Annotated in this window: 22 protein-coding genes, 1 tRNA gene and 1 pseudogene; 10 read left to right on the forward strand and 14 right to left on the reverse strand. The window is 38.2% G+C overall.

The features are described from left to right. Positions 1-203: 203 nt before the first annotated feature. Positions 204-875: a tRNA (adenosine(37)-N6)-threonylcarbamoyltransferase complex dimerization subunit type 1 TsaB gene (tsaB, locus tag PN450_RS10230; protein WP_168696571.1), complete on the reverse strand. Its 672-nt coding sequence runs from the start codon at positions 873-875 to the stop codon at positions 204-206. Positions 876-1,006: 131 nt separating this feature from the next. After that, on the reverse strand, positions 1,007-1,255 hold the full coding sequence (locus PN450_RS10235) for a Ycf34 family protein (protein WP_148765361.1): 249 nt from the start codon (positions 1,253-1,255) through the stop codon (positions 1,007-1,009). A gap of 86 nt (positions 1,256-1,341) precedes the next feature. On the opposite strand from PN450_RS10235, the gene PN450_RS10240 reads away from it, so the two are divergent. From PN450_RS10240 to PN450_RS10250, 3 genes are all read left to right on the forward strand, one after another. Continuing rightward, on the forward strand, positions 1,342-2,613 hold the full coding sequence (locus PN450_RS10240; protein WP_271836202.1) for a tRNA nucleotidyltransferase/poly(A) polymerase family protein: 1,272 nt from the start codon (positions 1,342-1,344) through the stop codon (positions 2,611-2,613). A gap of 47 nt (positions 2,614-2,660) precedes the next feature. After that, positions 2,661-3,464, forward strand: coding sequence for a Tab2/Atab2 family RNA-binding protein (locus PN450_RS10245; protein WP_148765357.1), 804 nt, complete (start codon positions 2,661-2,663; stop codon positions 3,462-3,464). 234 nt (positions 3,465-3,698) lie between these two features. Then, complete coding sequence (locus PN450_RS10250) at positions 3,699-4,460, forward strand: metallophosphoesterase family protein (protein ID WP_271836204.1); 762 nt, start codon at positions 3,699-3,701, stop codon at positions 4,458-4,460. On the opposite strand, the gene PN450_RS10255 is transcribed toward PN450_RS10250, so the two are convergent. After that, positions 4,461-5,324 carry a M48 family metallopeptidase gene (locus tag PN450_RS10255; RefSeq protein ID WP_271836205.1) on the reverse strand — a complete coding sequence of 288 codons (864 nt, stop codon included), beginning with the start codon at positions 5,322-5,324 and terminating at the stop codon, positions 4,461-4,463. A gap of 285 nt (positions 5,325-5,609) precedes the next feature. Here PN450_RS10255 and PN450_RS10260 point away from each other — a divergent pair, with 285 nt between their 5' ends. Next, positions 5,610-6,143: a DUF4330 domain-containing protein gene (locus PN450_RS10260; protein ID WP_015081543.1), complete on the forward strand. Its 534-nt coding sequence runs from the start codon at positions 5,610-5,612 to the stop codon at positions 6,141-6,143. 92 nt (positions 6,144-6,235) lie between these two features. Then, on the forward strand, positions 6,236-6,991 hold the full coding sequence (locus PN450_RS10265; RefSeq protein WP_271836206.1) for an armadillo-type fold-containing protein: 756 nt from the start codon (positions 6,236-6,238) through the stop codon (positions 6,989-6,991). Between the two features lies 1 nt (position 6,992). On the opposite strand, the gene PN450_RS10270 is transcribed toward PN450_RS10265, so the two are convergent. Continuing rightward, positions 6,993-7,679 carry a glycoside hydrolase family 24 protein gene (locus tag PN450_RS10270; RefSeq protein ID WP_334311488.1) on the reverse strand — a complete coding sequence of 229 codons (687 nt, stop codon included), beginning with the start codon at positions 7,677-7,679 and terminating at the stop codon, positions 6,993-6,995. Between the two features lie 466 nt (positions 7,680-8,145). On the opposite strand from PN450_RS10270, the gene PN450_RS10275 reads away from it, so the two are divergent. Beyond that, positions 8,146-8,763, forward strand: coding sequence for a DUF1997 domain-containing protein (locus PN450_RS10275; protein ID WP_015081540.1), 618 nt, complete (start codon positions 8,146-8,148; stop codon positions 8,761-8,763). Between the two features lie 61 nt (positions 8,764-8,824). Here the strand turns inward: PN450_RS10275 and PN450_RS10280 are convergent, their stop codons facing one another. After that, positions 8,825-9,295: a DUF4079 domain-containing protein gene (locus PN450_RS10280; protein ID WP_148765344.1), complete on the reverse strand. Its 471-nt coding sequence runs from the start codon at positions 9,293-9,295 to the stop codon at positions 8,825-8,827. Positions 9,296-9,430: 135 nt separating this feature from the next. On the opposite strand from PN450_RS10280, the gene PN450_RS10285 reads away from it, so the two are divergent. Next, entirely contained in the window at positions 9,431-10,714 is a 1,284-nt protein-coding gene (locus PN450_RS10285) for an ankyrin repeat domain-containing protein (RefSeq protein ID WP_148765342.1), read from the forward strand. A 110-nt stretch (positions 10,715-10,824) separates the two neighbouring features. Here PN450_RS10285 and tnpA read toward each other — a convergent pair whose 3' ends face one another. Beyond that, entirely contained in the window at positions 10,825-11,235 is a 411-nt protein-coding gene (tnpA, locus tag PN450_RS10290; protein WP_148767117.1) for an IS200/IS605 family transposase, read from the reverse strand. Positions 11,236-11,323: 88 nt separating this feature from the next. Here tnpA and PN450_RS10295 point away from each other — a divergent pair, with 88 nt between their 5' ends. Beyond that, positions 11,324-12,604, forward strand: a complete 1,281-nt coding sequence (locus PN450_RS10295) for an RNA-guided endonuclease InsQ/TnpB family protein (protein ID WP_371415566.1) — start codon at positions 11,324-11,326, stop codon at positions 12,602-12,604. On the opposite strand, the gene queD is transcribed toward PN450_RS10295, so the two are convergent. Next, positions 12,543-13,052, reverse strand: coding sequence for a 6-carboxytetrahydropterin synthase QueD (gene queD, locus PN450_RS10300; RefSeq protein ID WP_148765338.1), 510 nt, complete (start codon positions 13,050-13,052; stop codon positions 12,543-12,545). The two genes, PN450_RS10295 and queD, sit on opposite strands and share 62 nt — an antisense overlap. Next, complete coding sequence (locus PN450_RS10305) at positions 13,049-13,675, reverse strand: 7-carboxy-7-deazaguanine synthase QueE (protein ID WP_168634166.1); 627 nt, start codon at positions 13,673-13,675, stop codon at positions 13,049-13,051. The genes queD and PN450_RS10305 overlap by 4 nt, the downstream gene beginning before the upstream one ends. Before the next feature lie 711 nt (positions 13,676-14,386). Here PN450_RS10305 and PN450_RS10310 point away from each other — a divergent pair. Further along, a pseudogene (locus PN450_RS10310) lies at positions 14,387-14,623 on the forward strand (type I restriction-modification enzyme R subunit C-terminal domain-containing protein); the annotation flags it as partial. A gap of 52 nt (positions 14,624-14,675) precedes the next feature. Next, entirely contained in the window at positions 14,676-15,326 is a 651-nt protein-coding gene (locus PN450_RS10315; protein WP_015081535.1) for a hypothetical protein, read from the forward strand. 279 nt (positions 15,327-15,605) lie between these two features. Here PN450_RS10315 and PN450_RS10320 read toward each other — a convergent pair. From PN450_RS10320 to kaiC, 6 genes are all read right to left on the reverse strand, one after another. Next, positions 15,606-15,679, reverse strand: a tRNA-Val gene (locus PN450_RS10320). Positions 15,680-15,747: 68 nt separating this feature from the next. After that, positions 15,748-16,527, reverse strand: coding sequence for a photosystem II S4 domain protein (locus PN450_RS10325; RefSeq protein WP_213712145.1), 780 nt, complete (start codon positions 16,525-16,527; stop codon positions 15,748-15,750). Positions 16,528-16,650: 123 nt separating this feature from the next. Beyond that, on the reverse strand, positions 16,651-17,151 hold the full coding sequence (locus PN450_RS10330; RefSeq protein ID WP_271836208.1) for a hypothetical protein: 501 nt from the start codon (positions 17,149-17,151) through the stop codon (positions 16,651-16,653). A gap of 18 nt (positions 17,152-17,169) precedes the next feature. Beyond that, a complete protein-coding gene (locus tag PN450_RS10335) occupies positions 17,170-17,553 on the reverse strand; it encodes a hypothetical protein (RefSeq protein ID WP_015081532.1) in 384 nt (127 codons plus the stop codon). A 280-nt stretch (positions 17,554-17,833) separates the two neighbouring features. Continuing rightward, positions 17,834-19,843: a TolC family protein gene (locus PN450_RS10340; RefSeq protein WP_271836209.1), complete on the reverse strand. Its 2,010-nt coding sequence runs from the start codon at positions 19,841-19,843 to the stop codon at positions 17,834-17,836. Positions 19,844-19,952: 109 nt separating this feature from the next. After that, on the reverse strand, positions 19,953-21,509 hold the full coding sequence (gene kaiC, locus PN450_RS10345; protein ID WP_271836211.1) for a circadian clock protein KaiC: 1,557 nt from the start codon (positions 21,507-21,509) through the stop codon (positions 19,953-19,955). Positions 21,510-21,631 lie beyond the last annotated feature (122 nt).

Below are 21,631 nucleotides of genomic sequence, written 5' to 3' on the forward strand. Positions count from 1 at the left end.
GGTTTAATCTATTCTTTCAAAGTATTATTTTTTCTCGGTTCAGTTACCGTGAGTTGTTTCTCTCTTCGGCACTTATCTAATATAGCAATCCTTTCTTTTCTTGTCAAGGGGGTTGGGAAAATATTTTTTGGGGAGGGGAAATTTAATGCTTATTTTGAGCTATAAGCTTTATTTGGTAAGGATTAGGAGGATTTCGATAATCATCAAATATCTACAGGATGTTGTCCATAATAAGGAAGAGCCTCAGACCAATGGGGATTTTTTCCGTGCTGCCAATCTAAATATGCTAATTCCAAAATACTGTTAACGGTGGCTGCTAACTGGGATGTGGCGGAAATTAATTGATAACTTGTATGCTCAGAAGATTGGACTGCTAGGGTTTCTTGCCATGCGGTTGGGGTGAATACTGTATCTGGTAATAGAGCAGTAATGCCAGAATTATCAGGGTTGGGTTGATAAACAGCACCAAAAACTTGTCCCCTCTGTGCTGGCATTTCTACGGCAATTATTGGCTGTTGGCAATTTTTTTGGGCTTTATGGGCTTGCCAAGCTAATGCGGCTAGGGTGGAAACTGTAAATACTGGAATGTTTAGCTGTTGTGCTAGTGTGCGCGCAGTGACAACTCCAATGCGAGTTCCTGTAAAACCACCAGGACCTTGGGCTACGGCGATAAATTCTAGGTCTGCCCAGGTTCGTGGTTTAATCACTTCAATTAGGTATTTATGGATATGACTGGATAAGTCACGTCCTAAGTTCCAAACTTGAGATTGGGGATAATCTGTAAAGTTGCTAATTGCTAAACCGAGTTCTGGTGTGGTGGTATGCAATGCTAAAGCATATTTATTCGATGAGAGGTGTTTAATTATGTTTGTCAAAGTAAATGCAAATATATTTTTCTGATAAATAATACAGCAAAATTAAGGATTGGAGGGGAAAAAATGAATAAGAATCGGTGTTGCTGATTTCGAGTGTGAATATTCAGCAACATTTCAGAAACTACTCTCAGTTATGTCGGGACTAATTCACCTGGACGTAATTTGGACCATTTACCTATTTCTGATTTGAAGCTGAGACAACCGACAACATCCCATTCCATTTCAATGATTTCGCCTTGTGTGCGAATATTGACGTTGATGGCAGGTTCGTTGGGGTCAAAATCTGGTGTTTCTGTCAGGTGAGGCTGTTGGTGCTGGGTTTCTACGGCGTTGTAGGTGACGCAGCGGTCTACATAGTGGCAATTCACGCAAATACACATAATAGAACCAACTTTGGGAAGCTTTATAGTTAATGTAGCTTAATGCAAAATAATCGGCATTGGTTACTAGGTTGATTTTTATGATCATGGATGAATTAGTTGTTTCTCGTCTCGCTGCTAAAAATTGGCCTTTTAGTCTGGAATATTTGCCACAACCTGTTTATATGGTGGGTGGTGCGGTGCGTGATGCGATTTTGGGTAGGATTCGGGAATATGTGGATTTAGATTTTATTATCCCAGCGGATGCGGTGAAGGTAGCGAGAAAGATTGCTCAACGTTATCAAGCTGGTTTTGTGTTACTTGATGCCGAAAGACAAATTGCTCGTGTGGTGTTTCCTGAAGCTACGGCTGATTTTGCTCAACAGGAGGGAGAAAGTTTAATTACGGATTTGCATAGAAGGGATTTTACTATTAATGCGATCGCTTATAATCCCCATACTCAAGAAATTATTGATCCGCTGGAAGGCTATAAAGATATAGAATCTGGTCTATTACGGATGATATCACCTGTAAATCTGCAAAATGATCCTTTGCGGTTAATGCGGGCTTATCGTCAAGCTGCCCAACTTGGTTTTACTATTGAACCAGCTACTCAAGAGACAATTCGCAGTTTAGCAAAAAGTATTAATCAAGTGGCAGCGGAACGAGTACGGGTAGAAATTGGTTATTTGTTGGCAAATTCTCAAGGGACATTTTGGCTAAATGCTGCTTGGAAAGATGGTGTTTTGACTAGTTTCTTTAAAAACGCGACTGAGGAAAGTTTTATTAAGTTAACTGCTGTTGATCAAGCTTATACTTTAATTAGTGAAAATTGGCAACAACTAGGAGAAGAATTAGCAAATTATGTACGGGAGACTGTGAAAACTTCTTGGTTAGCTACTGCTAAACTTGCTTGTCTGGTTGACTCAAAGCCAGAAATTGCCGAAATCGAATTACAGGAACTTACCTATAGTCGGGCAGAAATTCGGGCTGTGACAACGGGATTAAGACTATTTTCGGAAATAAAAGCGGTAAAGATGCCTTTGCGAAAACAGTATTTTTTGTTTCGGGAAATGGGAAGTTTATTTCCGGCTGTCTTGGTATTAGCTTTAGCAAATGATATTGTAGCTAAGGGAATGTTTGAAGAAAGTATGTTTGTTACTTATGAACCTTTAATCAAGCGTTATCTTGACAAAAACGATGCAGTTGCTCATCCTATTCCTTTACTCAATGGTAAAGACATGATGATGGCGTTAAACATTCCCGCTTCACCATTGATAGGTGAATTATTAATGGAGGTTGGTGTTGCTCAAGCTGAGGGGAAAATTTCTACAGTAGAAGCAGCGATAGAATTTGCCAGGAATTTAGTTAAAAAGTAAACTTGCTAAATTCGGTTTTGAGTTATTTAATTTTTATGGAGTAGGGAATGAGTCTGATTTGGCAGGCTGATTTTTATCGTAGTCCGCTACAAAATGCTGAAGGGCAGACGTTATGGGAACTATTAGTTTGTGATGCAACTCGCAGTTTTGAATTTACAGCCAGTTGTCCCCAATCCCAGGCTAATTCTACTTGGGTCGCCCAACAATTACAATTAGCTGGTCAGGAAAAGTTACCAGATGTAATTCAAGTATTTCGTCCTCAGTCTTTAAGTTTAATCACAACTGCGGGAAATAATCTAGGTATTTATGTTGAAGCTACTCGGAGAACTTTAGCGTTAAAACAGTGGTTAACAGCGAAACAATATCCTGTAATTGTAGATAAACTACCTCCATTACCATTACCGGAAAATCTCTGGGGGGAAGAATGGCGGTTTGCGACGATTCCATCTGGTGATATTGTGGATGAGTTTACAGAACGACCAATTCCTTTTTTGCAAATACCAGATTTTCTCAAACCAATTAATCTGGGTTTAGCTTCAACAGTACCTATCCCTGGTGTAGTGATTTACGGTGGACGAAAATCTATGCGGTTGGCGCAGTGGTTAAAGGAAAATAATCCTGTATCATTAAACTATATCGCTGGTGCGCCTGATGGGTTGGTATTAGAAGCTGGTTTGGTAGATAGGTGGGTTTTGGCGACTTTTACAGATGAGGAAGTTACTGCTGCTGGAAACTTATATCAAGAGCGAAAACAACTAAGTCGGGGACTGCATTTTTTGTTGGTGCAACCAGATGATTCGGGAATGACTTATAGTGGTTTATGGTTATTGCAAGATGAAAATAAATACTAATGCTTGTTATATTTTGCTACCGAGGACAAGCCTACTTAAACATGAAAATTCATGTATAATATGAGTCTTGAGTATTGGTAATTATTTATATGGGAACTTGGCAAGTTAACCAAATGTCTACATAATTATTAAAGAAATCATAACTTAGTCAAGTTTTCTTGACCTTTTAAACGAAAATTAGACCAATCAAAGTTTAGTCGAAATATTCAGCTAATTCATTTAAGCTAGAAGCAAATGAGCGAAATTAGTCAACGCAGGGTTGTTATTGGTGATGTGCATGGACACTATGAATGTTTGATGTTGCTGTTGGCAAAAATAGCGCCTACATCAGAGGATCAAGTATATTTTTTGGGAGACTTAATTGATCGTGGTCCAAAAAGCGCCCAAGTAGTTGAGTTTGTTAAAGAAAATGATTACCATTGTTTGCTAGGTAATCATGAGCAGATGTTATTAAATATCATGACTGGTAAGAATACTTCGTCCACAAATATGCAAACGTGGTTATACAGTGGAGGACAGGCTACTATTGCTAGTTACCAATCTGCAACAATTCCTAAACAACATCTGGATTGGTTTGAGAGTTTGCCCACATATTTAGATTTGGGAGATTTTTGGTTAACTCATGCAGGTGTTGATCCAGAAAAGAGTGTCCAAGAACAGACGGCGGAAGAATTATGCTGGATTAGGGATGAGTTTCATCGGATAGAGAAACCATATTTTGCAGATAAGTTGATTATAGTTGGTCATACTATAACTTTTACTTTACCTGGTGTGGCTCCCGGTAATTTGGCACAGGGCCAGGGCTGGTTAGATATTGATACTGGCGCTTATCATCCCCGTAGTGGTTGGTTGACGGGGCTGGATATTACGAATAAGTTGGTTTATCAGGCCAATGTGTTCAGTAGGGCTGTGCGGACTGTGGCTTGGGAAGAGGTGATGACAATTGTTCAGCCACAAGAGTTCGCAGGTAGCCGCCGTCATAGAAAACGAGCATAATTATGGCAAAAATGCTCTCATTTTGCTTTGATATACCGGATTATCTAAACCATGATTTTGACTACTTGGTTGATTTTTAATCTGATTTTGCAGGGAGATTACGCGATCGCTCGCCCCTGGATGTGTACTTAAAAATGCAGGTACGGAGCTACTTCTTTGTAGCTTTTTCATAAAAGAAACCATTGCTGACTGAGCATAACCAGTGCGGGTTATGTTTGCTAATCCTCTTTTATCAGCATCAAATTCGTCTTGGCGACTGCGGGGAAGATTAAGGGCGAGTTGCACGCCAATTCCTACTGCCTTGCTTTTATCTAAACCGGATACGGTAGCTACACCACTGGCTATAGCTTGTTGTCGCATTTGTTTAATTAAATGTTTGCCTTCGATATGTCCCATTTCATGAGCTAATACACTGGCAAATTCGGCTTCATTGTCTGCTGTTTTTAACAAACCTGTATTCACATAAATAAAACCACCGGCAGTTGCAAAGGCATTAACAGCAGGATCTTCGACTACTTGAAAAGTATAGGGAATATTTGGACGAGTGCTATTAGCTGCTAAACGTCTACCGATTTGTTCAACATAGCTGTTTAGTTGTGAATTACGAGAAATTCTGACTTCTTGCTGTATTCCTTGATTTATTTGCTGCCCAAGATCAACTTCCTGGCGATCGGATATATTAGATAGATTAAATATCTGGGTTACTTGTGGGACTATACGGATCAGATCGCTAAAACCTATAGCTTTACTTGATAATTGTGTACTCAGGCACACAGTTAAAGCAACGCTTACAGAAATAAACGGATACAAACAGCGCCGCTGCCACAAACGATAATTTGTCCAAATTCCTTGCGAGTTAATCATAATCGAGTTATATGAGATTGGTGTGAGAACTTAAAATTAGAGGACGAATTTTCAGTTTACTAAGTTGCATTTTCAACTCCAGATAGGGCAAATAGTCAATTCAAATAACTTACTGCTACTATGACACTGAATCTCCTGCAATCATGATAAACTGTCGCATAACCATAATGTCTAGTTTCTGTCAATTCTGATTCAGTGATCAAGATTGTGGATCATTTGAAAAAACTTGACGGTACAATCAATTACTTAGCTGAAAACTTAACTGCAACTTATCCAAACCTGATTATGGCTATTTTAGATTCTAAAGGTCGCTTGTTCGGTAAAATTAACCTATTAGATTTAGGGGCTGCATTAGTAATTTTGCTAGTGATAGTGGGTATCTTTATTTTCCCTGGTACTTCTGGTTCTGTGGCTCAAGTGGGTGCGAAAACAGTACCCATTGAGGTAGATTTGTTGGTACGTGGACTCAATGTTCGTAATCCTCAACAGTTAGTTAAAGAAGGATTCACAAAAGGTGGTAAAACTAATGTGATTATCCGTAATCAACCCTATGGTCAAATTGGGATTAAATCGGTTGAGCAGTTAGAGAGAACACTGACAATTGGTCAACCAGATGGTTCTGTGAAAGAATTACCAGATCCTAGAAAAATTAACTTTAGTACAGATTTTCTCTTGACTTTAGAAGGACAAGCTACAGTCACTAAAGATGGGCCTGTTCTTGGTAATAGCAAAGTGAAAATTGGAATGCCTTTTGAATTGGAAGGTTTTAACTATAACTTCAATGCGTCTGTAATTGATATTCGATTACAGGATAAATAGCATTATATTTAAGGGTGAAATTCTCCTGATTTCATCCTCAAAATTAGTAAAAACAATACATTTATAATTTTGTAATTAAGTGGGTAAATACTGTGGCACAGGCTTCGTCGTCTTGGAAACAATTCATCAATCAAATTTCAGAAATTAAGACAGCAAGCCAAAAACAGCAGATTTTTAAACATTTTTATGAACCTGGTGTTTTGCTGGGATTGTTAACAATTATTGTGGCTATGCTGCTGTGGAGTTGGCAATTACTATTAGCTGTTATTGTTGGCATTGGGAGCATGGTATTTACTTACTCAGTGCAAAAATGGAATTGGCAATTGCGCTGGCTAGAAATACGTAAGTTAATGAGTAGCACTAACAGTCGGTTAGCTTATTCTGTTGCTAGTGGTGGGATTGCGACTGTGATAACTTATATGGCTTCGGCAATTTGGGTTGATGCTCCTAGTCATTGGTTAGCTGCTGGTGCTATTGTTCAAGGGATAGGAACGCTATTAACTTTAATTTTGTTGGTGTGGCAAATATTCAGTGTTCAAGGAAATCAAGAGGAAGATTATCTTGATCAATTGTTAAACAATTTCACGGAAAAAGATCCTTTAAAACGGTTGCTTTCCATACGTCAACTCAATAAACTGATTATCCGTCAGCGAGTTGATACGGTAATACAACAAGATATTAGGGAATGTTTACAACTGCTACTGAGTCAGGAAAAAGAAGTAATGATTCGGGAAGCAGCTTTAGATTGTTTGCAAAATTTAAATGGGTTGCAAGTGCTAAAACCTATTCAATCAAAGGTATTTATGCCTGTATCAGCAACAGCGAAGAATAAAATTCTTGTAGATTGATCTAATTTTCCGATTTTGTCCTTTTGATTTCGGGATTTTGCTTTAATTCTTCTGTTAAGATTTGCTGATAAATTTTGGGTAAGGAACTACTAACAGAATTATTTTCTATCCCGTACCCCAAACTTGTCCATGTGGGAGAAAGTTTCCGCAAAACGTCATTTAATTTTTGTTGCTGTAATAGCTTAGGAATATTTACACCCCAAACTTTTGCATCATTCAACCAACGGTAAACTACTACATCTTGATACTCTGCTTCAAAGCTATAATTAGTCCAAAGCATCATCTTTGCGGGTTTTGGGTGATAACGAGGGGCAATTTGATCCCACGTAGTATTAATAATCTGATATCTACCTGCGGCTGTGGAACAATTACCTGTATTCGGTCCTGTGATGATGGTGACACATTTTTGAGGATGATGGCTGAGATCATTAATTTGTTCACCACCATACAAGAGAGAATAGGGACGATTACCACTAGCTTCGCTGGCAGATATGGTTCGCATTAATGCCCGAATATAAGGATCTCCACCTTTCATGACTAGGGGAGGCTGTTTTCTGGTAAATACGGGTTCGCGGGATAATTGTATATCTCCAAAAATATACCACTGAAATAGGTACACAAAGCCCAAAAGTGAGGCTATGGGAGCGATGAGTTTTTCTACACCTTTAAGTTCAAAGCTTTTCAGAATTCAACTCCTCTCAATTTCTTCTCTTGACTAATTACAAAAATTTACACTTTGCTTTCGGAAAAATTAAAAACTTCAGTAATATTGCTATGATCACCTATTGGCTTATTTAGTTACAATATCAACTATTGGATGACGATTATCAAGAAAGTCATAAAAAGCTAGATATTTTCTAGTTAGTCAATTAGGAGTGCTAAGTAAATACATATAAATCTGCCTTGTTGATTTATTTTATAACGAAAATGCCGAAAACCCTTAAAGATGTGGCTGACTCAGGAAGCCACGTCTGGGCTTTAGACAAGGGGTGAAGGCTATTAGCAGGATTTATATAATCAGTTCATGTTTTTTATGTGAAGTTAATGGCAAATTGTTGATATTTTCGTAAAAATTGGATTTTAATGGGAAAAAACTTCCCTCAATTGGGAATGATGAATATAGACAAACTTCAAAATATACAAAAAATAAATTTATGGTGACAAACAATAGTGAATATCAATCTTGGAAAGTAGCAGATGATACTGGTTTTAAAAAAGATCATCCAACTCCAACTAAATTTTATGGCAATTATCAAGATAGTATGGAAATGTATGCACCTGTGGAGCAGGTTGAGGAGTATTTTAATACTCATGCTTCCTGGTTTGGCCGTTGTGCAGAACCGATGAAGGTACTCCCGCTAGGGGAAAATAGTTATGCTCTAGCGGTGGGTAAATTTGGTGCTTTTGGTTACGAAGTAGAACCAAAGATTGGCTTGGAGTTGCTAAACCCCCAAAATCGTCAATTCCACATTCGGACTATTCCTGTACCTGATTATCAAGCACCTGGTTATGAGGTGGATTACAAATCATCAACACAATTGATAGGTGATTTAGATGGGGTTACACGGGTGGAATGGGAGTTGGATTTGGTTGTTGAGTTGCAGTTTCCCAGATTTATTCAGCGATTACCCTATTCTTTAATTCAGTCTACAGGCGATCGCATCCTTAATCAAATTGTCCGTCAGGTTTCCCATCGTCTCACACACAAGGTACAAAAAGACTTTTATCAATCCTTGGATATACCTTTTCCTCAAAAGAAACAGAAGAAATAGGGAACAGGGAACAGGGAACAGGGAACAGGGAACAAACAACTGACAACTAACAACTGACAATCTACGCTTTCGTGAGAATTCTTTGGATAATTTCGACACCAGAGAGGGCTTGCCAGATGAAAAGCCCCAAAATAGCAAAATTTAAGAATATATGAGTTATCCGCGCCCAATTTGCGCCTTTTTGCATGAAAGGAGATAGGGATGCAGAAAAAGCAATTAAACCCGTCATACTTAATCCTGCTAATAGATGCGGTCCGACAAACAACTTACCATTATTAATGTAGGTAACAGCCATGCCACCAATGGAACCGGCTACCATTAGTGCTAACATAATAGAACCAATTTGGTGGTGTTTGATGGTGTAACGCCCTTTAATTAGTTCTTTCTTTTCTTCTCCCTGAGCATTTCTGGTACGCTGTACTTGTAATCCTAAATAGGCAGCATACAAGGAAAGTGCTAATAATACCCACATAGTAACTGGGTGAGCAAAGTTCAACCAGAATCTGATTGTTGGAGTCAGTTCAAAAGCCATATTTTTTACTTCCGGTTATTAAATCTTCATAAAACTTAGCATACATTTATTTTTCTTACGTAGAAATTTTTCAATCTTACCAAAGTGTAATCTGGAGTTGGAATCAGTCACATCTACCCAAACAGGACATAACCAATGATAGAAAATAAAAATACCTCGTTGCTGAAGGCTGTGAAAACTGGTGATATTCAAGGAGTATTTGCACTGCTGTCTGCTGGTGCTAAAGTGGATGTTAGCGATGAAAATGGGACTACAGCATTGATGTTTGCGGCGAATTTGGGTTATACAGAAATTGTGCGATCGCTCTTGGATGCCGATGCTAACATTAACTTAACTAGAAAAACCTATAGTTTAACAGCATTAATGCTGGCTGCTAGTGCTAATCAAATAGATGTTGTTAAATTGTTAGTCTCTAAAGGGGCAAATGTCAATGCTACCAATGATGATGGTAGTACCGCATTAATGATAGCAGCACTGAAAGGTTATCTGGAGATTGTGCAAATTTTATTAGCGGCTGGTGCTGATATCAGCATTACCGACAAAGATAATGATACCGCCTTAAAACTGGCAATAAAACACAAACATCCAGCAGTTGTTAAAGCACTATCACAAAATAGTAATATTGTCAATAGCCAAGATTCAGAAGGTGATACAGGATTAATAATTGCGGCAGATTTAAGTTATTTAGAAATAGTACAAGCATTGCTGTCATCTGGGGCTGATGTCAATATCAAAAATGTTGATCATGGAACAGCACTATTAGCAGCCGCAGCAACAGGAAATACTGCTATTATCACCGCTTTATTAGACGCAGGTGCGGAAATTAATCATCAAGATAAAGAAGGTGAAACAGCCTTACATCTTGCGGTTGTGGAAGAATATGTAGATGTGGTCAAAATATTACTTCAACGAGGGGCAGATGTGCAAATTAGAAACCATCTGGGAGATACACCTTTATTGATAGCAGCATTCCAGGGATATAGTGAAATAGTAGCCGTTTTACTGGGCGCGGGGGCAGATATGGAAAAGAAAAACTTTGGAGAAGTTGCTCTTACCTTAGCAGTATCCAAAGGGCATTTCTCAACTGTGAAACTATTACTTGAGAATGGTGCAGATATTAATAAATTAGCAGATGATGGTAAAACAGCCTTAGTCAAAGCCATAGCAGGAAACTATCCCGAAATATGCCAATTATTATTAGCACAAGGAGCAAATGTGAATTTGCAAAACTCGGCTGGCGCAACTGCTTTAATGTGGGCTGTAGCGGAAGGTTATAGTCAAGCCGTGGTAATGTTAATACAAGCTGGAGCGGATGTTGATTTAAAAAATCAGGGTGGTTATACTGCTTTAATGATTGCAGAATTCAATAATTATCGCAGTATTTGGACAATATTAAAACAAGCTGGAGCGCGGGAGTAAAAATTTCAGTTTAGATGATTTTGACACGAAAAAGATCCGGGAGTTTGGTGGACCCGTCTCTTTAGAGCGGGGTGGAAAAACGACACGAGCAGATTTATCTGCTTTCAAGATTAATGTCTTTCATGGTGTGGATCGTTTATATATGCCATCACGTTACTAGTGCTTACTTTGCCCGAAGTATCATAAAAATAGCTTCTAGTCCAGAGTGACGGGAGTTTTTTTAATTCGGGGAACTCTTCTCTCAATAACTTAGAACTACGGCCTTTAAAAGCTTTGACAACATCACAGATAGGTGTTTTTTCGTCATACTCTATAAGCAAGTGAACGTGGTCTGAGGCTATTTCTTTGGCTTTAATAATCCAATCTTTATCATGAGCAACAGAATCTAAAATTTCAGATAATCTTAGTTTAACATCACCCTTTAATACAGGCTTTCTCCGTTTAGGTATCCAAACTAGATGAAGAGTAGCTAAACCAACAGAATGCTCATTGTGTCTATATCCTATTGAATCTTTTCTCATTTTTATTGGTTGAAGGATTGACATATATCAACCAATACTCTAACATAGTAAATATAGATGAATCAATAATTCACGGAAGGTAATTCAAGTGTTTGGTTGTCAACAGGTTTTACTTCATAGCGATAATGAAACAAAAGCTATTATTGAGTATCTATGTCATGAATCGAATAGCCTTTATAATTGTTCTGTTTATTATGCCCGACAAATTTGGTTTAAAACCGGGAAAATAGTCAGCGGTTTTGATTTAACCGCTCAAATGAAAAACAATAAACATTTTCATGCTGGCTATGCTTCGGCAATGCAACAAACTTGTTTAAGTGTTGGTGAGGCTTTCAAATCATTTAAACAATTACTAGCAAAATCTAAAAAAGGGGAATTAAACCAAAAACCGAGAGTACCTAATTATAGAAAACCCGGAGGTTTATTTACTGTCACGTACCCAAAAAAATGGTTAAAATTAGTAGATAATTTAATTAGGTTTCCACTAGGTAATCAAGTCAAAGCATGGTTTGGGATAACTGAATTTTTCTTACCAATGCCTTCAAATCTGGAATGGTCTGACATGAAAGAAATTCGCATACTCCCTAGAAACCGTCAATTTTATGCTGAGTTTGTTTATCAAACTGAAAAGTCGATTATTGAGATTGACAAGTCTAAAGTAATTGGCATCGACCACGGTATCGATAATTGGTTAACTTGTGTTTCCAACGTGGGAACATCCTTCATAATCGACGGATTACATCTAAAATCTTTGAACCAATGGTATAACAAAACAGTTGCCAACATCAAAGAAGGAAAACCCCAGGGTTTTTGGTCTAACCGACTTGCAGCGATTACCGAAAAGCGTAACCGTCAAATGCGAAACGCTGTTAATAAAGCTGCAAGAATTGTCATCAACCATTGCATAGACAATAAAATTGGCACGATTGTTTTTGGATGGAACCAGAGGCAAAAAGACAGTGCTGATCTGGGCAAAAAGAACAATCAAAAGTTTGTTCAAATACCAACAGCTAAACTCAAAGGACGCATAGCCCAATTATGCGAACAATCGGGTATTGTTTTTGTGGAAACTGAAGAGAGTTATACCTCAAAAACATCGTTTTTAGATAATGATGTTCTACCTACATTTGGTGCAAAACCCGAAGGGTGGAAATCTAGCGGAATTAGGATTACTAGAGGTCAATTTAGAACCTCAACTGGAATCAAAATAAATGCAGACTGCAACGGCGCAGTTAACATAATCAAAAAAGTAGCTGCGATATTTAAGTTTGACTTAAGTGGAGTAGGTAGAGGCGCTTTAAGTGCGCCTAAGAAAGTTCTTTTGTGGACTCTTCAGAAATCCCCGCGTCTTCAGACCGGGGAATCTTAACATCATCATTTTGACGAGATTGCAGTAAATTCAAACTTTCACCAGAATTCAACCAACCAGATATGCGGGTTTTGGAATACAAACAGATAGAAGTGCAAGTTTCATCAATTCTCACTGCTGTTAATCCCGCTAATCCTGCTTGTTCTAATTTTTCATAAATCCAAGCAGCAATTGCTTCGCTGGTTGGTGATTCCAAACCCATAGATTCATTTAAATAATAGTGATCTAAATAATTCTCAAGCAAGGGTTTGAGATATTTTTTAATATCTGAATAGTCCATTACCATACCCTGTTTAGCACCTTTTGTTATTAACGTATCACCAGCTACATAAACAACTCCACGCCAACTATGTCCATGCAGCCTGGAGCATTTACCATCATGGTAAGGTAATTTATGTGCTGCTTCAAAGCGGAATTCTTTAGCCAGTAGCCACTGATGATTGGTCATTGTACCCCGATATACTTGTGTGTTTGTAAGGATAGTTTATAATCAGGTTTTTGTTGTAATATCTGCAAAATCAGTGGGATTGATTTCGACGAACTGTTCCACTCAGGTTGTAAGTAGACAAGCAAATTAGGGTGAGTAGATAGATGTTCTTGGTAAAAATCAATTTCTCCACCAGTCTCTATGACTATCTTAACTTCGTTAGCTCGACTCCAAAACTGACTTTTTACTGGGTATTTAGGGTTAATATGTTCTTTGGGAGATAGAGTAATCCAAGCTGCTGGGGAAACTGCTTGCCAAAAAGAGCCTGATGTTTCAATGTTAACTCGTTTGTCCGCGGCTAATAAAGCTTGAACTAAGTCAGGTAAATGCTTGTGAATGAATGGTTCTCCGCCAGATATTACCACTCTGGGAGATTTGATTTCCGCTAGAAGTTCAGCTATGGGACGTTCTACTCGTGGTAAATTCGCTCCTGGGTCAGCATAACCAGTATCGCACCAAGGACAACCGACTGGACAACCTGATAAGCGAATAAAGTCTACTAAGCAACCAGTCCAGAATCCTTCTCCCTGAACTGTACTTTGAAAAGTTTCATGAATCGGTAACTTGATTTCTAACAGCGACATTTTTAAAATCCATAACCAATCTAGTTATAAGCTTGCCATATAAAGCTTTATATTTAAAAATACTTAATAAGAGGTTAAAAAAACAACAATTTACAAACTATTAAAAAAAAGAGAAACATCAAGATGAAGTTCTGACACGACAAGGGTAGAAAGAAGTAAATTTACCTTTTACCGTTACCTTGTTTCTGCCTTGATGTTTCCTACTGTGCTAGATGTGAATAATATACATTGTTTTATTTTAGAGAGAAGTATTGGAATTATCACTTTTTATGTAAAAAAACTACTTTAGTTACGAATAAATCTCTCGTAAGTATGATTTTTTGAATATTTTTGGTAGTTTTGAGTAATCATGAAGAAAATATAAAAATTATAATTACTCCTCCTAATTAAAGAGAAAACACCAATTATTAGTTATGATTTGTTACATTACCCTAGCTGGCTAAAGCTAAAAAGCCAGAAGTGTTGAATGTTAAGATTTTGAGGATTGTGTCCAAGTTGTGCATTGGTATTAGTGATACCAAATTTGATCAATTAATGACTCTATTCTCAATAGACAATGGATTTTACCTGGGTAAAACGCAAAGATTGTAAAGTTTTATTGCAGGATTCGACACTTGTGCTAAAAAGCATACTAGACTATTACTGTATAGCCAAATACAAACACAGTAATACTCTGCAAAGAAGAATGTACTAAAGGATGCTGTACCTGATTATGAGGATGTGGTAAAGCGTCAGTTTGAGAATTTTATTGCCAAACACCAGTATAATGCGAATCAGGTTAATTTTTTAAAGGCTATGCAAAGTGTGTTTTTACAAAAGCGGAGGTTAGAAGTGGCTGATTTGTATGAGGGGGCTTTGGCTAAGTTTGGGAAAAATGCCGTTGATAGGTTTTTTTCTAATGATGAGGTGGATGATTTGTTGGCGTTTACGGAATTGTTGGCAGCGTAGGTTTAATAGTTATCGGTTTGGATTAGTGCATTAAATAAATTGGATAAAGAATATGGAAAGTAGCACGAAAATTATTACATGGAACGAAGTTGAGTCAGCAGCAGATCAAGTTTTTGATTTATGGATTGATAATTTATCAGAATTAAAATGGGCTAAAGATGCTTGGGAAATTTTAACTACATCTGGATTGACAACCTACTGTAATGAAATAGAACGTCCTGAAAAATTGATATACTTTTTATCACTTGCTGGTATTTACAGAGACTTCTGGTGTTTAGCAGCAGATGAGTGTTGGGAGATTGAATACAAAGAGATAGCTGATAGTTTAGGAATAGGAATTGAGGCATTTAATAAACAACAATTAATTAAGTATATAGACTTAATTCAAGAAGATACAGATATAGAAAATAATTTTTATACTTTCTATAATAGTTGTTTTCAAGAATTAGCTGATGAAAATCGCGAAATTGTCTATTCTTCGCTATTACAAGGTTTTGGTAATGTTTCAGGATTTTTTGTATCTCTTTGGCGTAGTGGACAAAATAATTCAGTTAGCACCCAAACATATTATGATGATGAAGATGATTCTTTTGAAGAAAATAAAGAAATTTACGAATCTGATCAAGATATTCTAAATACAGTAACGCCAGAAAAGTTAAGAGCATTTGAATGGATAGAAGAAGAATGTTATCCATGCCAATAAATATTTTTCTGATGATGAGATGAGTTATTTAGCCAGGGAATAAATTCCCTGTCTAATAGCTAAAGTCGGTTAAAACCGACTAAATAGGGTTTTTATGTTATTGTTTTTTTGATTTGTGGGTAATAATGTAAATTTTATTTTTCACTTAAACCCGATTTTTTGGTAATCTAATTCTAAATTTGAACTAATTGCACCTATTTTTCAACCATCACCTTGCCGTTGTGGCAATCTCAAACTTGAAATCACAAAACTTTAGCGAACAACTTACAGATAAAAATATGGACGGTATTGGACTCGAACCAACGACCCCATCGATGTCAACGATGTACTCTAACCACCTGAGCTAACCGTCCTTAATCACATAGACTAACAACATATCATATAAAACATAATCTGTCAATCCCTAAAACCAAAATTTTATCTACATATATCTAGTCAATTGCACCCGATAGCGATCCTTTTTCGTCACCGCAATTTCCCCAACTTCCAATCGCCCTTTCCCCCGAATAGCGATTAAATCCCCTGATTTAACTTGGGAACTGGCTTGGGTGACTTCCTTCCAATTGACACGCACATCATTAGAATCAATCAAATCTACCATCTTACTGCGGGACATCCCAAACCCAGCCGAAGCCACCGCATCTAACCGCAAAGAAGCTTCCACAGTCGTCATTTCCTTCTTCTTAGGTTCACGGATTTTTAACTCATTAATCTCAATGCGTCGAGTTTTCACTGGCACAGAACGCACCTGTTGCAAACTCATCTCTAAAAATTCTACTAATTCAGGGACAACAATCACCTGCGCCCCTCTTTCTCCCAATACAATTACATCTCCCGTTTTTTCCCGCACAATTCCTGTTCCCAGCATTGCGCCTAAAAAATCTCGGTGATTTGCGGTATCAAACAAGAAATTACCAGCAATATCTAAAGCCACAATTGCCACTTCAGACTGATCTAATGGTAAGTCAACACGAGCGATCGCTAACCTTTGTCTTTCCGCCTGTGGATATCCACCCCAAGCTACCGAATGCACCTCCGTCAAGCGGCTAAATACCCGTTGAATTTCCGCCAACTCCGGCGGAGACAAAAAATCTGTAAATACCACTTCCCACGTCTTTATAGCCTGATCTGCTTGATCAATTACACGGGCGACAGTATCGCGGTTTTCAACACCTTTTAAAAGTTCTTCTCTAGGTAGCATGAATTTTTAGGAGTCAGGAGTCAGGAGTCAGGAGTCAGGAGTCAGGAGGAAGAAAGAAGAAAGAAGAAAAAAATTACCCAATTACCAATTACCAATTACCAATTACCCATTACCAATTACCAATTAATTATTTTCCGCATAACCTTGAATATTTTCTGGTTCAAACTGGCGTAAAATACGAGTAGCTTGACGAGTCAGAGTTTCCGAACCTTGCACCACAATTAAATACTTACCTGCATCTAAACGATTGCGATAGGGTAAAGCATCACCACCACCCTCAAATAAACCCACGCCACCACCTACAAACACACTACCCATGGCACCGCTACCAGCACCCAAGATGCCGCCTACCACATGATTTCCAATTTCCCCAGCCCAAGCGAAGGTATCTAAACCAGTGATGAGACTGAAGGTAAAACCAGCAAAAAAGCCAAATGGTACTAACCAAATCGCCATTAATTTTACTTGTTTTTTCGCCTGTTCTTTGGGGTCAATTAAACCAAACTCATCAGCACTTTTGTATCCTCTACCGAGAATAGTGCCATTTATCCCTTCTCTTTCTAAAGCTAAATCAGCGGCTTCGGCTTGGATGCGATCTGATAATACAGCAACAAGATAATTCATCAATTTTAAAATTCAGGATTAATGTGACTTTAGCAAATCCAAAGGCTCACAAAAATTATTCACACCTTGTTTAAGAATATAAATTAAAACGGGTGTAGCCAGACTTTTGGGAAAACTCGGTATTGTCCTCAGATGTACTATCATCTCTTGAATTGACCCATTTAACAAGTCTTCTCGATATTCTTGTTCACAAATTGCCGCTCGCCATTTTTTGGCTAAGGCATCTAACCAGTCGGAATTAGTTTGTTCTGGTTCTTGTCCAGCCCGAATAGCCAGAGTCATTACCGCATCTTCTAAATCTCCATCGCAATCCTCTATCAAGTCTAATGCTTCCATTGCTTGCGGATCATCTACCAAATGAGAACGAAATTTTGCAATCTCCTGTGATGTCACTTTAGTCATGAGTTTTTGACCAAAAATATGGGATACAAGCGCCCTCCTAGAAGGACGGCTTTATGGTAAACTATATATAGTCGCCATAGGGCATTAGGAGACTATAAACGAACGTCGAGGGATGGTAAGACTAAATCGAAATAGCACAACCCAATGAAGCGTTAAGAAATCCTCGTCCTAAAGTCCGAGGAGGTATGTCAATAGCCCGGTGTTTGAAAACTATTTTACAACATTGGGGATTGGGGACTAGGAACTGGGAAGAAAAATATTCTCCCCCGCTCCCTTCCTGTTACTTGACTCCTGACTCCTGACTCTTGACTCCTGAGTTATCTAATTGATTTAAACCCCTGGATGTAACATATCTTTGTAGTTCTGTTAAAGCTCGGTTGTAATCCAAAATAGCTTTGACGCGATTACCTTCAGAACGGGTGAGGTCATTTAATGCGTTAATTACATCAGTTTGAGTCCCGACACCGGCTTGGAATCTCAACCGCGCTAACCGCAAAGACTCTTTAGCTTGTTCTAAAGCCACATTAGAAGTTTGTACATTTTCCAAATTTGATGCTTGGGTAGAATATGCTTGTTCTACTTGAAAGCGGATTTGGTTGCGCTGTTCAGAAAACCGATTTTCGTTGATTGCAATATCGGTTTTAGATTGGGCTGCTCTGGCTTTTGCTGCTCCCCCATCATATAAATTGAGACTAGCCTGCAATCTCACAGAATAACCATCAACCACGCTTGTTCCATCATCAAATTGATCGAATAAGTTATACTGACCGAGTAAACTTACCTGGGGACCTAGAGATGCTAAGGCCTGTTTTCTTTGAGCCTCACTAATATTCCGATCTGCTAAAGTTTGTTGTAGTTCAGGACGATTTTGATAAGCCAAAACGATACTTTGTTCTAGTGGCTGTTGCCATAAACCTGCCAATTTGACAGGATCGGACGCAGTAATACTCACTGACTGGGGCAAATTCAACAGTGGTGCTAACTTACGGCGGGCAATTTGTTGTTGAGAAAAGGCACTAGTTAAGTCCTGTTGGGAGTTAGCTAAATTTACCTGCGATCGCAACACATCGAAACGAGTCCCCACACCAGCCCGTTCTAAAGCCACTGCATCTTTCAAACTAGCCTGGGCATTATTTACAGCTGACTGGGAAATTCTCACATTTTCATCAGCTTGTTGCAAGTCATAATATGCCTTAGATACATCTAGCCGAATTTGCTCAGATTGCCTTTCCACATCCAACTCCTGCTTACGTATCCGTTCCTGAGCTTCTTTAATAGCCCCATTACGTCTACCAGAAGTATAAAGATCATATCTTATCTGTCCTGTACCAGTAAACGCCGTAGTAGAAGAAGCATCATCTACCGATAATCCAGCATCCTGTTGTCTTTTAACACGCAATGTATCGCTAACAGTGCGACTATTCTCAACATTCGCATTCAAATCTACACTGGGTAGGAAAGCGGCTTGCGCCTCGCGGAGAACTGATTTACTCCGTTGCAGTTGTAGTACAGACACTTGTAAATCATTATTATTCCGTTTAGCCAGTTCCAGCGCCTGTGACAAACTAATTGGCTGAGTTCCTTGAACCTTCACTTCCTCTGCTTGCGTTGGATATAGCAGCGGATTAGGACTAGGATTCAAATCATTAGGAACATTAGGAAAATCTACGGGCTGACTAGGTGTAGGCTTTACATTCTCCGCCGGAGGTGTACTGGTTTCTGAAGTAGTAGGAACAGTTGTTTGTGCTATCCAAGTATCAGTATTTTGAGGTAAGCAGGTGTTAGAAGTAAGAAGTAAAGCCGCTTGACTCTTGGGCTGAGACTGTGGACAATTACCAGATTTTAGTAACTTTGCTACCTCTACATCACCTTGCTGATCAGAGTTACTTAAATTACTTGATTGTGGATTACTAACAGCCAGCAAATTATTATTTGATAAATCAGAAAAACCGACAAATCTACTGTGATCTTGTTTAGAAATTTTTTCTCCGTCAATGCTGAGATAATTGTCAGCAACAACTACAGGTAGACTGTGGTTGCCGATAGGCTGGATACTACCTTGACTGAAATAATTAGCAGGTAATAATCCTGGGTTACTTTTAACGTTACTTTTGGGCTGTAGGCTATTGTCTGTGAATGGATTCCCACTATTAGTAGAAATTAACACACTAGGAGAAGACGTTAGCTGTAACTGACTTACTTGAATAACATTAGCCCAAGCGGGCTGAGTTGTTAATACTGCTGCTGTCACACCAGGTAAGAAACAATGGAATAATTGCTGTCCTTTCACCGCATCCCCTCACACAAAAAATATTAATTTAGCGGCAGAATACTTGTCTTCACCACAAAATATAGCACGATCTAGAGATTTAGGCAGAAATATCGGACTATACCCTGTGTTAAACATCTGAACTCGGTTTGTCTTCAAAACGTTTGACAATCCGAGAAAGTTCTGCTTTTTCGTTTATAGTAACGCGGTTAGGCGCACCACTAATAATTCGCTCATAGTTACGGAATGAATCTTTAATATCAGGACCATCTGCCGTAATATTATATTCACGAATTCCCTTATCGTGCCACGAGCCGCGCATTTTAAATACGTTAATTGCCCGTGACATTTCTCCCCGAATTTCTACATATTGTAACATCAAAATTGTGTCTGTAATCGTAGAAATGTGGGAATCAGTAATGGAATTAGAACCCAGAAATTGATCTGTAGTATTGGTAAAGAAACCAGTAATTTCTTCTTGTTTAGCATAACCTGTCACCCCAATTACAAACTGACGAAAAGCATTATTACTAACGCCTCTAGCCATTGCAGAAAGTGAATCAATGGCAATGCGAGCAGGTTTGAAATGGGAAATTTCTGATTTAATAATTTGTAAGTGATCTTCTAAACCAGTGGATTCAGGATAGGTACAAATAATTTTCAGTAATCCTTGATGTTCTAATTCTTCAAAATCAATTCCCCAGGAAGAAGCATTCCGGGAAAGTTGGGCGCGAGATTCTTCATAAGCAAATAATATGGCTCGTTCACCATTAACACAGCCATCTTGAATAAACTTACTCACTAATAAAGTTTTCCCAGTTCCTGTAGCTCCTGTGGCTAAAATAATCGAATCTTTAAAGAAACCACCACCACACATTTCATCAAGAATTTTCACTCCAGAAGATACGCGCACATTAGAAGATCGTTGTGTTAAACGCATTGCTCCCAAGGGGAATATATTGACTCCTTCATTGGTAATTGTGAAGGGATATTCGCCTTTCATGTGAGTTGTTCCCCGTAACTTGAGGATTTCAATAGTTCGGCGGCGACGTTCTCCTTCTAAGACGTTACGAGCAATTATTACATTATCAGAAACAAATTCTTCAACTCCAAAAGATGCTACTGGTCCATATTCTTCACCCCGTTCAGTGGTAATGATGGTGGTGACATTCAATAATTTCAGCCGTGCTACTAACCGAAAAATTTCTCGCCGGACTACTCCTATCGCTTCATATTGTTGAAATATGGCGGTCATGGAATCAATGGAAACCCGTTTAGCTTTATATTTACGAATGGCATATTGTAAACGTTCAATTAGGGCTGATAAATCAAAATTACCTACGATATCTTGACCTTCAGGATCAGGAGATGCGTCGAGAATAAATAATTTACCTTCATCAATTAAACCTTGTAAATCCCAATCAAAAATATGGGCATTTTTAATAATGTCACTGGGTGATTCTTCAAATGTGACAAATACTCCTGGTTCGTCGAAGTAAGTGATGCCATTATAAAGAAATTGCAGTGATAATAAAGTTTTGCCAGTTCCTGAAGTTCCACTAACTAAAGTAGTTCTACCAACAGGTAAACCGCCATGACTAATATCGTCAAAGCCCTCGATCATCGTGCGAATTTTTTCGACACCAATAGGTATTTTTTTGGGTTCAGGTTGCTCTTTTTTATTCATGGTTTGTCTAAGTAAGTTGGCGTTAAACAATCAACATATGTAACGAAATGTAAATTCGACAAATACCTTATAGATAGGTTATTTAAGGGTTTTTACGAAAAAAATGTATATTGATTTTATCG

The sequence above is a fragment of the Dolichospermum lemmermannii CS-548 genome (genome assembly GCF_028330815.1).
In the GTDB taxonomy this organism is placed as follows: Bacteria; Cyanobacteriota; Cyanobacteriia; order Cyanobacteriales; family Nostocaceae; genus Dolichospermum; species Dolichospermum lemmermannii.